Source organism: Streptomyces sp. NPDC057939, from assembly GCF_042887545.1.
GTDB lineage: Bacteria > Actinomycetota > Actinomycetes > Streptomycetales > Streptomycetaceae > Streptomyces.
In genome coordinates this window covers 1-12,391 of the sequence record NZ_JBHVPG010000047.1, presented here as the reverse complement: position 1 = coordinate 12,391, position 12,391 = coordinate 1, and the positions used below count along the sequence as shown (strand labels likewise).

Genomic DNA, 12,391 nt, shown 5'->3' with positions numbered 1-12,391 from the left:
CATGCGGCTCCACACCCGCCGGAGGGCCGCCGTCACGGCTGCCCTGCTGGCGCTCGCGCTCGGCGCACCCGCCTACGGCATGAGCGCCACGGCAGCCCCGCCGCCCACCCCGTCCACCGCCACCCAGGACGAGGCCATCGTCCAGTACCGGATCCACGGGCCGTCCACCGTCGCCGACCGGACGGCCCTGCTGCGCACCGGAGTGTCGATCGACGAGGTGGACGACCACACCGTGGTCGTCAGCGCCGACACCATGCAGGCGAAGGACCTCCGCAAGCGCGGCTACCAGTTGACCGCCCTGCCCGGTCCCCCGGACCGCTCCGAGCCCGGCATCGCCTCCGGGACCATGGACTTCCCGTCCGCCGACTCGAAGTACCACAACTACGCCGAGGCGACGGCGGAGATCGACCAGCGCATCGCCCAGTACCCCGGGATCATGAGCAAGCGCGTCATCGGGAAGTCGTACCAGGGCCGGGACCTCTTCGCGATCAAGATCAGTGACAACGTCGCCACCGACGAGGCCGAGCCCGAGGTGCTCTTCACCGCGCACCAGCACGCCCGCGAGCACCTCACCGTCGAGATGGCCCTGTACCTGCTGAAGGAGTTCGGCTCCAAGTACGGCACGGAGTCCCGGATCACCAACGCCGTCAACAACCGCGAGATCTGGATCGTGCCGGACCTCAACCCCGACGGCGGCGAGTACGACATCGCCACCGGCTCCTACCGCTCCTGGCGCAAGAACCGGCAGCCGAACTCCGGCTCCTCCTACGTCGGCACGGACCAGAACCGGAACTGGAACTACAAGTGGGGCTGCTGCGGCGGCTCCAGCAGCAGCAAGAGCTCCGAGACCTACCGCGGCCCGGCCGCCGAGTCCGCCCCCGAGGTCAAGGTGGTCTCCGACTTCGTGCGCAGCCGCGTCGTCGGCGGCAAGCAGCAGATCAAGGCCTCGATCGACTTCCACACCTACAGCCAGCTCGTGCTGTGGCCCTTCGGCTGGACGTACAACGACACCGCGCCCGGCCTGACCGCCGACGACCTCGCCGCCTTCAAGAAGGTCGGCACCGGCATGGCGGCCAGCAACGGCTACACGCCCGAGCAGTCGAGCGACCTGTACATCACCGACGGCACGATCGACGACTGGCTGTGGGGCAGCCAGAAGATCTTCGCCTACACCTTCGAGATGTACCCGTCGAGCGCGGGCGGCGGCGGGTTCTACCCGCCCGACGAGGTGATCGACCGCGAGACCTCCCGCAACAAGGAGGCCGTGCTCCAACTCCTGGAGAACGCGGACTGCATGTACCGGTCCATCGGCAAGGAAGCCCAGTACTGCACGTGACGGCCCCGCGGCCGTACGGCCCGAAGGGGCGCCCCGCCACCAGGGGGCGCCCCCTCGGCGCGCTCAGCCCAGGACGGCCAGCGCGTCGATCTCCACCAGCAGCCCGGCCGGCAGGCCCACGTAGACCGTGGTGCGGGCGGCCGGGGCCTCCTTGAGGCCCTGCTCCTCGAAGTAGGCGTTGTAGATCTCGTTCATCTCGGCGAAGTGCGCGGTGTCCGTCAGGTAGACGCGGATCATCATCGCGTCGTCCCAGGTCGCACCGCCCGCCTCCAGCACGGACCGTACGTTCTCCAGCGTCTGCAGGGTCTGCGCGCGCAGCGTCGGCCCGGCCGGCGTCGGCGCCTGCCCCGCCACGGCGGGCAGGAAGCCGACCTGGCCGGCGACCTGAAGGATGTTGCCCTTGCGCACGCCGTGCGAGAACCTCGCGGGCGGCGCGGTGTGCGTGTCGGGGGTGATGGCGGTCTTCTCGGTCACGGAGCGTCCTCGCTGGGTTCGGAGCCGGAGTACTCCCGGCTGATGGTGTCGGCGGTACGGCGTACCAGGGGCAGCAGTTCGAGCAGTTCGTCGGGGCCCGCGACCACACCGGGCGCCGAGACGGACATCGCGGCGACGACCCGACCGCCCGGACCGCGCACGGGCGCGCCCACGCAGTTGAGCGCCTCCTCGTGACCGCCCAGATCGGCGGCCCAGCCCTGCCGGCGCACGAGGGCCAGCTCGGTCAGGAAGGCGTCCGCGTCCGGCGTCGAGCGGGCGGTGTAGCAGGGGTAGTCGATGCGCGCGGCCAGGCTCCGCCGGTCGGCCTCCGGCAGGTCGGCGAGGATCACCTTCGCGACGGCGGCCACGGTCAGCGGGACGGGCCGGCCTATGCGGGAGTACATCCGCACCGGGTAGCGGCTGTCGACCTTGTCGATGTAGACGACCTCGTCGTCCTGGTGCAGCGCCAGGTGGACGGTGTGCCCCGTGAGCCGGTTCAGCTCGACCAGGTGCGGGTGGGCGACCTCGCGGACGTCCAGGTTCTCCACCGCCTCCGCGGCCAGCGCGAACAACCCGGCGCCGAGCCGGTAGCGGCCGTCCGGCTGCCGGTACACGAAGCCGTGCGCGTGCAGGGTCCGCAGCAGCCGCAGCGCGGTGCTCTTGTGCACGCCGAGCCCGTCGGCGACGTCACCGAGCCCGGCCGGGCCCTTCGCGAGCGCGGGCAGGATCTGCAGCGCACGCTCCACCGACTGGCTCACGCCGTGTCCTCTCGTCCGTCCGCCCGCGCGGCGGCGGGTTCCGGCGCCGCACCGGGCTCCGCCCGTTGACCCGCCGTCATGCGGGATGTTAGACAGCATGCAGCGGCATACGCAACGACCGTTGCGGTACGCGCAACACGCCCGGGAGGCACCCGCACATGCCCAGCGACCCCGTCCAGGCCCTCGCCGACGAACCGGTCGACCACCGGTTCAAGGGACTCCCCCCGGACGCCGAGCACGCCGGCCTGACCGTCGGCGCCCTCGCCGCCCAGGCCCGCAACCTGTACACGGGCGGGTTCACCACGCCCGTGCTCACCCTCGACTCGGACGCGCTGGAACACAACCTCACCGCACTCGGGGAATACTCGAAGCGCCACCGGCTCGCCTTCGCCCCGCACGGCAAGACCTGCATGTCCCCGCAGCTCTTCCGGCGCCAGCTGGAACACGGCGCGTGGGGCATCACCGCCGCAGTCCCCCACCAGGCCCGCGTCTACCGCGCCTTCGGCATCGACCGGATCTTCCTCGCCAACGAGCTCGTCGACCCCGCGGCCCTGCGCTGGGTCGCCGCCGAACTCACCGCCGACCCCGACTTCCGCTTCGTCTGCTACGTCGACTCCGTACGCGGCGTCCACCTCATGGACCGGGCCCTGGCCGGGCAGCCGGCCGTCATCGACGTCGTCGTCGAGCTCGGCGCCGGCGAGGGCGCCCGCACCGGCGCCCGCAGCGACGAGGACTGCCGGGCCGTCGCCGACGCCGTCGCCGCCACCGACACCCTGCGCCTCGTCGGCGTCGCCGGCTACGAGGCCGAGGTCCCCGGCGCCGACCCTTCGAGCGTCGACGCCTACCTGCGCCGGCTCACCGCGCTCGCCGTCGAGTTCGACAAGGCCGGACGCTACGCCCCCGACGTGCGGGAGATCGTCGTCAGCGCCGGCGGCTCCGCCTGGTTCGACTCCGTCGCGGACGTCCTCGCCGAGCTCCCGGAGCTCTCCCGGCCCGTCCTGAAGCTGCTGCGCTCCGGCGCGTACGTCTCCCACGACCACGGCTGGTACGGCCGCCTGACCCCCTTCAACCGGATCCCGCAGGAGGGCGGCCTGCGCCCCGCCTTCCGGCTGTGGACCCAGGTCGTCTCCCGGCCCTCGCCCACCCAGGCCTTCGTCAACGCCGGCAAGCGCGACATCGCCTACGACCTCGGGCTGCCCGAGGCCGAACTGGTCCGCGACGCCCTCACCGGCGAGCAGCGGCCCGCGACCGGGATCCGCGTCGTCAAGCTCTCCGACCAGCACGCCTGGCTGGAGACCGACTCGGCCGAGGACGTACAGGTCGGCGACTGGGTGGCACTCGGCATGTCCCACCCCTGCACGATCTTCGAGAAGTGGCCGCTGATCCCGGTCGTCCGGGCGGACGGAACGGTCACCGACTACGTCCGCACCTTCTTCTAGGCGCCGGCCGTGGACCTGGTCATCCGCGGGGCCCGCGTCGCCGACGGCACGGGCGGGCCCTCGTACACCGCGGACGTCGCCGTGCACGAGGGCCGCATCACCGGGATCGGCCGGATCCCCGGCGGCGGCCGGCGCACCCTCGACGCCCACGGCCTCGTCCTGGCCCCCGGCTTCATCGACATGCACGCCCACAGCGACCTCGCGCTGCTCCGCGACCCGGACCACGGCGCGAAGGCCGCACAGGGCGTCACCCTCGAAGTCCTCGGCCAGGACGGCCTGTCGTACGCGCCCGCCGACGACCGCACCCTCGACGGGGTGCGGGCCGCCATCGCCGGCTGGAACGGCCCCGGCGACGACGTCGACTTCGACTGGCGCACCGTCGGCGGCTACCTGGACCGCCTCGACCGGGCCCACGGCGGACGGGGCATCGCCGTCAACGCCGCCTACCTCGTCCCCCAGGGCACCGTCCGCGCGTACGCGCTCGGCTGGGACGACCGGCCCGCGACCCCCGCCGAACTGGACCGGATGCGCCGGCTCGTCGCCGAGGGCCTCGAACAGGGCGCCGTCGGCATGTCCTCCGGACTGACCTACACCCCCGGCATGTACGCCTCCGGATCCGAACTCACCGAACTGTGCCGGGTCGTGGCCCGGTACGGCGGCTACTACTGCCCCCACCACCGCAGTTACGGCCGCGGCGCCCTCGCCGCCTACGCCGAGATGGTGGAGCTGACCCGGCGGGCCGGCTGCGCCCTGCACCTCGCGCACGCCACCATGAACTTCGGCGAGAACGAGGGCCGCGCCCCCGAACTCCTCGCCCTGCTGGACGCGGCGCTCGACGCGGGCGCCGACATCACCCTCGACACCTACCCGTACACCCCCGGCTGCACCACCCTCGTCGCACTGCTGCCCAGTTGGGCCAACGAGGGCGGCCCGCAAGCCGTCCTGGCCCGCCTGCGCGACGACACCGGGGCGGAACGGATCCGTCACGCCCTGGAGGTCGAGGGCGCCGACGGCTGCCACGGCGTCCCCGTCGACTGGTCGACGATCGAGATCTCCGGAGTCGGCGACCCCGCCCTCGCCGGGTACGTCGGCACCCGCCTCGACGGCTGGGACACCGCCCGCCGGCTGCTGCTCGACGACCGGCTCGCACCGACCGTCCTCCAGCACGTCGGCCACGAGGACAACGTCCGCGCGATCATGCGGCACCGCGTCCACACCGGAGGCTCCGACGGCATCCTCCGGGGCGCCAAACCCCACCCCCGGGCCTACGGCACCTTCCCGCACTACCTCGGCCGGTACGTCCGCGAGCTCGGCGTCCTCGGACTGGAGGAGTGCGTGGCCCACCTCTCCGGGCGTCCGGCGGCCCGCCTGCGGCTGCCCGACCGGGGCCTGGTCCGCGTCGGCCACCGGGCGGACCTGGTCCTGTTCGATCCGGACACGGTCGCCGCCGGCTCCACGTACGAGCGGCCTCGGACGCTGCCGACCGGCATCCCCCACGTGCTGATCGACGGACGGTTCGTCATCCGGGACGGGCGCAGGACGGACGTCCTGGCCGGGCGCACCGTGCGCCGGACGACGCCTCCCGGCTGACACCTACGATGGCGCCATGGTCGCCTTCGTCCTCGCCGCCCTGCTGTTCGTCGCCTTCGGCATAAGCGCCCGGAGGGACCGCCGACGCTTCCGCAACGCCGTCCTGCTCGGTCTGACCGGCGTGGCGCTGTCCTTCGCCGTGCTGCTGCAAGTCGCGGCGCTGCCCGGCTGGGTGGCGGTCGCCGCCCTGCTGCTCGTCCTCACCGTGCCCACCTTCGGTCTGGTGGCCGCCGGGGTCTTCCTCATCGGCAACGGCGTGACGATGGTCCGCAAGGAGGGCACCCGGCTGCCGAACCTGCTGTCCCTGCTCGCCGGTCTCGGGATCTTCGCGATGATCGCGCTGCTGGTCTCCGTCGGCGTCTCCGACTCGGCGGCCCTCACCGGGGCGGTCGCCACCCTCGCCCTGGTCGTCGGTTACGTCTCGTTCGTGTTCCTGTCCTTCATCGGGTACGCCTTCCTCTACGGCCGGATCAAGGTGCGCGGCGACGTCGACCACGTGGTGATGCTCGGTTCGGGCCTGATCGGCGGGGACCGGGTGCCGCCGCTGCTGGCCTCGCGCCTGCGCAAGGGGCAGCAGATCCACGACGCCCAGGTGGCGCGGGGCGGCAGGCCGCCGGTGCTGCTGGTGTCGGGCGGCAAGGGGTCCGACGAGAGGGTCTCCGAGGCCCGCGCGATGGCGGACTGGCTGATCGCGCAGGGCGCGCCGGCCGAGCACGTACGGCTGGAGGACCGGTCGCGCACGACCGAGGAGAACATGCTGTTCAGCCGGGAGATCATGGAGACGGACGTGCCCGGCTACCGGTGCGTGGTGGTCACCAACAACTTCCACGCGTTCCGGGCCGCGATGATGGCCCGCAAGGCCGGGGTGAACGGGCAGGTCGTGGGTTCGCCGACCGCCCGCTACTTCCTGCCGACCGCCACGCTGCGCGAGTTCGTCGCGGTGTTCTGGGAGCACCGCAGGGTGAACCTGGCCATCTGCGGGGCCCTGACCGCCTTCGGCGCGGTGGTCTCGGTAGCGGCGCTGCTGACCTTCTGAGCCGCCGTCCCCGATGGGAGGACGGGGGCGGAGGCGCCGTGACTCCCCCCTCGGCAGTCACGGCGCCCCCTGTTCACGCGGGTCGCGCGGCGGCTACAGCCGTTGCCACAGCGCCGGGACCGCCGGCGGCTCCCAACCCGTCTGCGCCTGGTGCCCCTGGAGGCAGCGGTACGTCGCGCCGCCGTAGGTGACGGTGGCGCCGGTGGCGTAGACCCCACCGGCCTTCCAGGTGCCGCCGGGCTCGGGGTCGCCGGGGCCGGGGCCGGGGCCCGGGTCGCTGCCGGCGGTCTTCAGCGTGAGCCCGTACGCGGACAGGATCGGGTTCAGCGGCTGGAAGAAGGTGGTCCCGCCGCTGGAGCAGTTGCCGGAGCCACCGGAGGTCACGCCCTGGGCCTGGCTGCCGGAGATGTAGGAGCCGCCGGAATCGCCGGGCTCGGCGCAGACCGTCGTACGGGTCACGCCCGAGATGGTGCCCTCGGGGTAGGTGACGCTCGTGTTGTGCTGCTGGACGGTCCCGCAGTGCCAGCCGGTGGTCGAGCCGGAGCGGCACACGGAGGAACCGACGGGTTGCAGCACCGAGCCGGTGACCTGCACGTTCGCCCCACCGCTGCCCTTGACGAAGGGGGTCGACGTCCAGTTGCCGTTCGCGGCGACCCAGGCCATGTCGTTGCCGGGGAAGACGGACGCCTGGAAGGAACCCTGCGCGACCTGGTTGAAGCCGCTGGTGGTGGTGCCGGCCCGACCGCAGTGGCCCGCCGTCGCGAAGCCCTGGGTGGTGCCCTTGGTGACGGGGAACCCGACCGAGCAGCGGCCGCTGCCGTTCATGTAGTACGCGTCCCCGCCCCGCAGGTCGTACAGCGGTCGGGGGGCCTCGGCGGTACGGACGACCGTGGCCAGGGCGGAGTCGGTCCCGGTGGCGGCGAGCAGTCGGGCGGCCGCGCCCGGCCGGGTCTCCTCGATGACCAGGGTGTTGGCGCGGGTGTCGACGTAGCGCACCGGCGTCTCGGCGGTGGCGGCCCGGTCCAGGGCCGCGTTCGCCGCGTCCAGGTCGGCCAGCGAACGGCCGACGAGCTTCGCCCGGGCGCCGGCCGCGCGTATCGCGGCGGTGTCGGCGGCGCGGGTGGTGGCGACCGTCAGGGTGCCCGCGTCGGCCCCGTCCACCCAGGCCCCGGCGAAGGCGGCGCCCAGCCGGTCCCGGAGCCGGGCGGCGGTGGCCCCGGCCTCGGCCTCGTGGGCGAGCCGCGTCCTGGCCTGGGTGGGGGTCAGGCCGAGGTCGCGCTGCATGGCGGCGAGCAGTTCGGGCTGGGCGTCGGCGGTGCGCAGGGTCTCGGCGGCCGAGGCGGCGGGCGGCGGCGGGACGTCCGCGGCGGTGGCCCCGCCGGTGGCGGCCAGCAGCAGCCCGGCGGCGGCCAGGGCGGTACACGCCGTGCGGGCGTGTCGCTTGAGCATGGGGGATCTCCTCGGTTCGGTGGGGGTCCTCGACACCGTAGGAATCCGAACCGCCTTGCGGGAGCCGTCGGTTGGCCCCTCCCCCGGTGGTATGGCCGGGCCGTGCGGGCGTCCGGGGCCGGGTCGTGGGCCGGCCTCGGGCCGGCCGAGGTGCGTTCATGGACCGGCCGCCGGACGATGGGGGCCAAGGGGGCAGTGGAAGGGGTACGCGATGGACAGTGAATCGGACCAGCAGCCCACCCGGTCGGACCGGCTCTTCACCGGCGGGGAGCGGCCGTACGACCCTGAGGACCTTGTGATGGCGACCGGCCACGACCCGACTCCGGAGCGGATCGAGAAGGCGCGCCAGATGATGGAGAAGGAGGGTCCGCAGGTCATCGAGCGCTACCTGCCGTAGCCGGCCCCGCCCCCGCGGGCGACCGATGACGCTGCTGTGGGTCCCGGCCCGGGGTGCACACCCCGGGCCGTGGCCTTCCGGTCACCCTCTGCGATGCTGTGTGGCACGTTCCAGCCCCAGAAGGGACCCGACCCGCATGCCTCAGGTGAAGCTGACCACCAGCCTCGGCGCCTTCGTCATCGACCTCTACGCGGAGCAGGCCCCGGCCTCGGTCGCGAACTTCCTCGCGTACGTGGAGAGCGGCCACTACGACGGCACGGTCTTCCACCGGGTGATCCCCGGCTTCATGAACCAGGGCGGCGGACTGACCGCGGACATGCGGCAGAAGCCGACCCGCGAACCCGTCCGCAACGAGGCCGACAACGGCCTGCGGAACACCCGGTACACGGTTGCCATGGCCCGCACGAGCGCGCCGCACTCGGCGACCTCGCAGTTCTTCGTGAACACCGCCGACAATCCGGCGCTGGACCACACCTCGACCACCCCCGGCGGGTACGGCTACGCCGTCTTCGGCGTGGTCACGGAGGGCCAGGACGTGGTGGATTCGATCGCCGCGGTCCGCACCGGTCGGGCGGGCGGGCACGGCGACGTCCCGCTCGTCCCCGTCGTGATCGAGAAGGCCGCCGCACTCGACTGACCCCCGGCCCCGGTCCCCCGCCCGGTCGCGGGGGCCGGCGCCGCCGAGGCCGACCTGGCCAGGGCGTCCGCGTGCGCGGCGCGGGCGTGCTCCAGCACGGCCGCGGCCCGGGCGGCGGCGGGCGCCGCCGGATGCCAGCCCAGCAGGTGCCGCCACACCAGCGGGCTCCCGGCGAGCGGCCGGGTCAGCACCCCCGGGGTCACCGGGAACGTCGCCCGGCACAACCCCACGGCCCGCCCCACCTGGACGAGGTGCACGCACGAAGCGGTGTCCGTCTCGTACACGCAGGCGGGCGTGAACCCGGCGCGCACGCACGCCGCCGAGAAGCAGTCACCGAAGCAGCCGTCGCCCGGTACGTCGGTCCAGGCCTCGGCGGCCAGCTCCGCCAGCTCGATCTCCGCCCGGTGGGCCAGGGGGTGGTCCTCGGCCAGCATCACGTGCACCGGGTCCCGCGCCACCTCCATCCAGGCGAGCCTCCCCGGCTCCGGCGGCGGGCTCTCGCCGCACACCCCGACCAGGGCGAAGTCCAACCGCCCGGCGGCGACGCCCGCCGCGACCTCGCGCTCCGACCAGGACGTGTACGTCGTCACGGAGACCCCGGGCTCCTGCCCGGCGATCCGGTCGACGAGCCCGCCGAGCAGCGGCCCGTGCGTCCCCCCGAGCCGGTAGCCGGCCGCCCCCTGCCGGGCGAACCGCACCGCTTCCTCCTGCAACTCGCACACCGCGGGCAGCACCACCCGGGCCCGCTCCAGCACCAGCTCCCCGAGCGCGGTGGCCCGTACGCCGTCCCGCCCGCGCAGGAACAGCGCCCCGCCCAGGGCCCGCTCGATCCGCTTGAGCTGCGCGCTCAGCGCGGGCTGCGCGAGCCCGAGCGCGGTGGCGGCGCGGGTCAGGCTCCCGGCGTCGGCGACGGCCCTGACGATCTTGAGGTGCCTCAACTCCAGATCCATGGTCCGAGCTTGGTCCAGACCTGTGCGCATGCGCTACGGGTGTGCCGCATCCAGAATCGAGGGAGGCTCGTTAGCCGTCCGGGGGGCCGCCCTACGGAGGTCAGGAAAGATGAACAGCGTCACCGTCGCAGTCGACTGGGACCACCCCACGGACCCGCGCCCCGGACCACGGCTCGACCACGTGCGCACCTACGTGAACAGCGGCGGCGCCGACGGCCACCTCTGGCACGGCGTCCCCACCCTCCTCCTGACCACCCTCGACCGCGCCACCGGTCGGACCGTGCGCACCCCGCTGATCTACGGGCGGGACGCGGGCCGGCACCTCCTCGTGGCCGCCGCCTCGGGCGGCCCGCGCCACCCCGCCTGGTACGAGAACCTCACCGCACACCCGGAGGTCCGCCTCCAGGTGGGCCCGACCGTCCTCGCCGGCCTGGCGCGCACGGCGGACCGGGCCGAGCGGGAGACGTACTGGGAGGCCATGACCGCCCTGTGGCCCCTCTTCGACGACCACCAGGACACGGCCTGGCCGCGCGAGCTGCCGCTGGTGATCGTCGAGGGCGTCCGGGTGCGCGCCGACGGGTCCTAGGAGGCCGGGGCGTCGAAGCGCACCGAGCGCACCTCCAGCTGGTCGGTGGTCGGGTTGCCGTTCGCCCGGAGCCGCCACTCGCGGCCCGTGCAGAGCGGGCCCGAGTAGACCGTGACCGGGGTGTCCGTGCGGTTGTGCGGCCCGTAGCCGGGCGGCACGTCGTCGTCGCCGACGACGCGCAGGTTGATGCACTTGCCGCTGTGCGGGTCCTGCAGGACGATGCGCTCCTCGTGACCGAGGTCGGTGACGTACTTGTAGCTGAACTCCCCCGTGGCGGCGAGGGCCGAGCCGGGCAGCGAGAGCACCAGGGCGAAGGCGCCGAGGGCGGCGGCGACGGTGTTGCGGAGCTTCATGACGGGTGGATCCCTTCCGGGGACGAACGGGCGGGCGGGGGCGATGCTGCGGGCCCGACCCTAGGAGGACCCACCCGCGGCGAATCGATCCGCCGCCGACACCCCGCCCGGCGCGCCCCCGCCCACCACCCGTTCGGCCGGGAGGGGCGGGGTCAGACGCCCGCCGCGGTGGCCACCGCGGCGTAGGTGCGGCCCTCCGCGACGTAGTCGCCCAGCGGCGTCATCCCGAACCCGTCGACGTGCACCTTCCAGGACGGCACGTTGTCCGCCTCGATGAACGCCACCACCACCTCGGCGCGCTCCGCCGCCGCCGCGACGGCCATCGTGAACAGCCCCCGGGCCACACCGCGCCCACGGTGCCCGGCATCGACCACCACGGGCCCGTACAGCAGCCACCGCACCTCGCGCAGCGGGCGCCCCTCCCACCGCAGCACGTCCTGGGCCGCCAACAACCCCCGGACCGCGGGCGGAGGGGCGGGCAGGTCCGCGGCCACCGACAGGGCCAGCAGGCCCACGACCGCCCCGTCACCGTCGTCCGCGACGAGCAACTCCCCGCCCCTGGCCATGCCCCGCAGGGCATCGACCCCGAAGGCCCCCTGCACGAAGCCGTGCCGGGAGCGCTCCTCGGGCGTCAGGGCGTCGTGATGATTGGCCGCGAACAGCGCGGCCATCGCGGGCGCATCTGCCTCGGTGGCGTATCGGTAGCGCATGGGCCGATGCTCCCACCGCCGCGAGGGCTAGTCGGCGACGACACCCGTGTTCTGGCAGGCGGTCAGCAACCAGCGGCCGTCGTCCTGCTTCGAGACCACGTACAGCGGGGCACCCCGGCTCTCGCCCTCCGCGGACCGGTACGTCTGGGTGACCTTGACGGCCGCCACGTCCGGTCGGATGAACAGCACGTGGGCGACCTCGTAGCTGACCTCGCCGTCCCAACTGGCGGCGGGAAGGACGCTACGGGTGAACTCCGCGATGGCGTCGAAGCCGAGCAGGATCTTGCCGTGGGCCGTCGTCCAGATCGCCTCGGAGTGGAAGAGGGAGAGGAACTCCTCGGGGTCCTTGTTCCGCTGGGAGTGCTCGACGGTGGCGACGAGCTGGTGAATCGCTTCGATGTCCGTCACTCGCGACGTGGATTCCGTAGTCATGACCGAATCCTCTTACCTCAAGCCGAGTTGAGGTCAAGGGTCGTGAGCGTGGAGTGTCATCTCGGCGTCAGGGGGGCGGGGTTCGGGGAGTGAGGGGGAGGAGCGGGGTCGGGGGTGGGGGTGGGGTTGTGGTTGGTCGGGGGTGGGGGTGGTCGGTAGCCGCTTGGTCGGGGTCGGGTGTGGTCCGGGGGCTGCCCGCCAGTCCACTGTCCTTCCGTGTCGGTCCGGTCCCTCAAGGGCGCTC

At 73.4% G+C, this 12,391-nt stretch carries 13 protein-coding genes and 1 pseudogene; 7 read left to right on the top strand and 7 right to left on the bottom strand.

Translation table 11 applies throughout. The features are described 5' to 3' along the window. Position 1: 1 nt before the first annotated feature. The gene (locus ACFVS6_RS33710) at positions 2-1,336 is read left to right on the top strand and encodes a M14 family metallopeptidase (RefSeq protein WP_389709985.1); all 1,335 of its coding nucleotides are present in this window, start codon (positions 2-4) and stop codon (positions 1,334-1,336) included. A gap of 63 nt (positions 1,337-1,399) precedes the next feature. On the opposite strand, the gene ACFVS6_RS33705 is transcribed toward ACFVS6_RS33710, so the two are convergent. Beyond that, on the bottom strand, positions 1,400-1,810 hold the full coding sequence (locus ACFVS6_RS33705) for a RidA family protein (RefSeq protein ID WP_319188977.1): 411 nt from the start codon (positions 1,808-1,810) through the stop codon (positions 1,400-1,402). Beyond that, complete coding sequence (locus tag ACFVS6_RS33700; RefSeq protein WP_389709983.1) at positions 1,807-2,568, bottom strand: IclR family transcriptional regulator; 762 nt, start codon at positions 2,566-2,568, stop codon at positions 1,807-1,809. The genes ACFVS6_RS33705 and ACFVS6_RS33700 overlap by 4 nt, the downstream gene beginning before the upstream one ends. A gap of 158 nt (positions 2,569-2,726) precedes the next feature. On the opposite strand from ACFVS6_RS33700, the gene ACFVS6_RS33695 reads away from it, so the two are divergent. The 3 genes from ACFVS6_RS33695 to ACFVS6_RS33685 are packed head-to-tail and all read left to right on the top strand — an operon-like array spanning position 2,727 to position 6,633. After that, the gene (locus ACFVS6_RS33695) at positions 2,727-4,007 is read left to right on the top strand and encodes an amino acid deaminase (protein WP_389709981.1); all 1,281 of its coding nucleotides are present in this window, start codon (positions 2,727-2,729) and stop codon (positions 4,005-4,007) included. A gap of 9 nt (positions 4,008-4,016) precedes the next feature. After that, positions 4,017-5,597 carry an amidohydrolase family protein gene (locus tag ACFVS6_RS33690; RefSeq protein ID WP_389709979.1) on the top strand — a complete coding sequence of 527 codons (1,581 nt, stop codon included), beginning with the start codon at positions 4,017-4,019 and terminating at the stop codon, positions 5,595-5,597. Between the two features lie 16 nt (positions 5,598-5,613). Further along, positions 5,614-6,633, top strand: a complete 1,020-nt coding sequence (locus ACFVS6_RS33685) for a YdcF family protein (RefSeq protein WP_389709977.1) — start codon at positions 5,614-5,616, stop codon at positions 6,631-6,633. 93 nt (positions 6,634-6,726) lie between these two features. Here the strand turns inward: ACFVS6_RS33685 and ACFVS6_RS33680 are convergent, their stop codons facing one another. Next, positions 6,727-8,082, bottom strand: a complete 1,356-nt coding sequence (locus tag ACFVS6_RS33680) for a carbohydrate-binding protein (protein WP_389709975.1) — start codon at positions 8,080-8,082, stop codon at positions 6,727-6,729. 211 nt (positions 8,083-8,293) lie between these two features. Here ACFVS6_RS33680 and ACFVS6_RS33675 point away from each other — a divergent pair, with 211 nt between their 5' ends. Both ACFVS6_RS33675 and ACFVS6_RS33670 read left to right on the top strand, forming a co-directional pair. After that, on the top strand, positions 8,294-8,479 hold the full coding sequence (locus ACFVS6_RS33675; protein WP_389709973.1) for a hypothetical protein: 186 nt from the start codon (positions 8,294-8,296) through the stop codon (positions 8,477-8,479). A 25-nt stretch (positions 8,480-8,504) separates the two neighbouring features. Beyond that, a pseudogene (locus ACFVS6_RS33670) lies at positions 8,505-9,041 on the top strand (peptidylprolyl isomerase); the annotation flags it as partial. On the opposite strand, the gene ACFVS6_RS33665 reads toward ACFVS6_RS33670, so the two are convergent. Next, positions 8,978-10,066 carry a LysR family transcriptional regulator gene (locus ACFVS6_RS33665; protein WP_389709971.1) on the bottom strand — a complete coding sequence of 363 codons (1,089 nt, stop codon included), beginning with the start codon at positions 10,064-10,066 and terminating at the stop codon, positions 8,978-8,980. The pseudogene ACFVS6_RS33670 and the gene ACFVS6_RS33665 overlap by 64 nt on opposite strands. Positions 10,067-10,175: 109 nt before the next feature. On the opposite strand from ACFVS6_RS33665, the gene ACFVS6_RS33660 reads away from it, so the two are divergent. Beyond that, positions 10,176-10,652, top strand: coding sequence for a nitroreductase/quinone reductase family protein (locus tag ACFVS6_RS33660; protein ID WP_389709969.1), 477 nt, complete (start codon positions 10,176-10,178; stop codon positions 10,650-10,652). On the opposite strand, the gene ACFVS6_RS33655 is transcribed toward ACFVS6_RS33660, so the two are convergent. The 3 genes from ACFVS6_RS33655 to ACFVS6_RS33645 form a co-directional block, all read right to left on the bottom strand. After that, positions 10,649-11,005: a hypothetical protein gene (locus tag ACFVS6_RS33655; RefSeq protein ID WP_389709967.1), complete on the bottom strand. Its 357-nt coding sequence runs from the start codon at positions 11,003-11,005 to the stop codon at positions 10,649-10,651. The genes ACFVS6_RS33660 and ACFVS6_RS33655 overlap by 4 nt on opposite strands. A gap of 152 nt (positions 11,006-11,157) precedes the next feature. Continuing rightward, complete coding sequence (locus tag ACFVS6_RS33650) at positions 11,158-11,715, bottom strand: GNAT family N-acetyltransferase (RefSeq protein WP_389709965.1); 558 nt, start codon at positions 11,713-11,715, stop codon at positions 11,158-11,160. Between the two features lie 27 nt (positions 11,716-11,742). Further along, on the bottom strand, positions 11,743-12,147 hold the full coding sequence (locus ACFVS6_RS33645) for an SgcJ/EcaC family oxidoreductase (protein ID WP_389709963.1): 405 nt from the start codon (positions 12,145-12,147) through the stop codon (positions 11,743-11,745). Positions 12,148-12,391 lie beyond the last annotated feature (244 nt).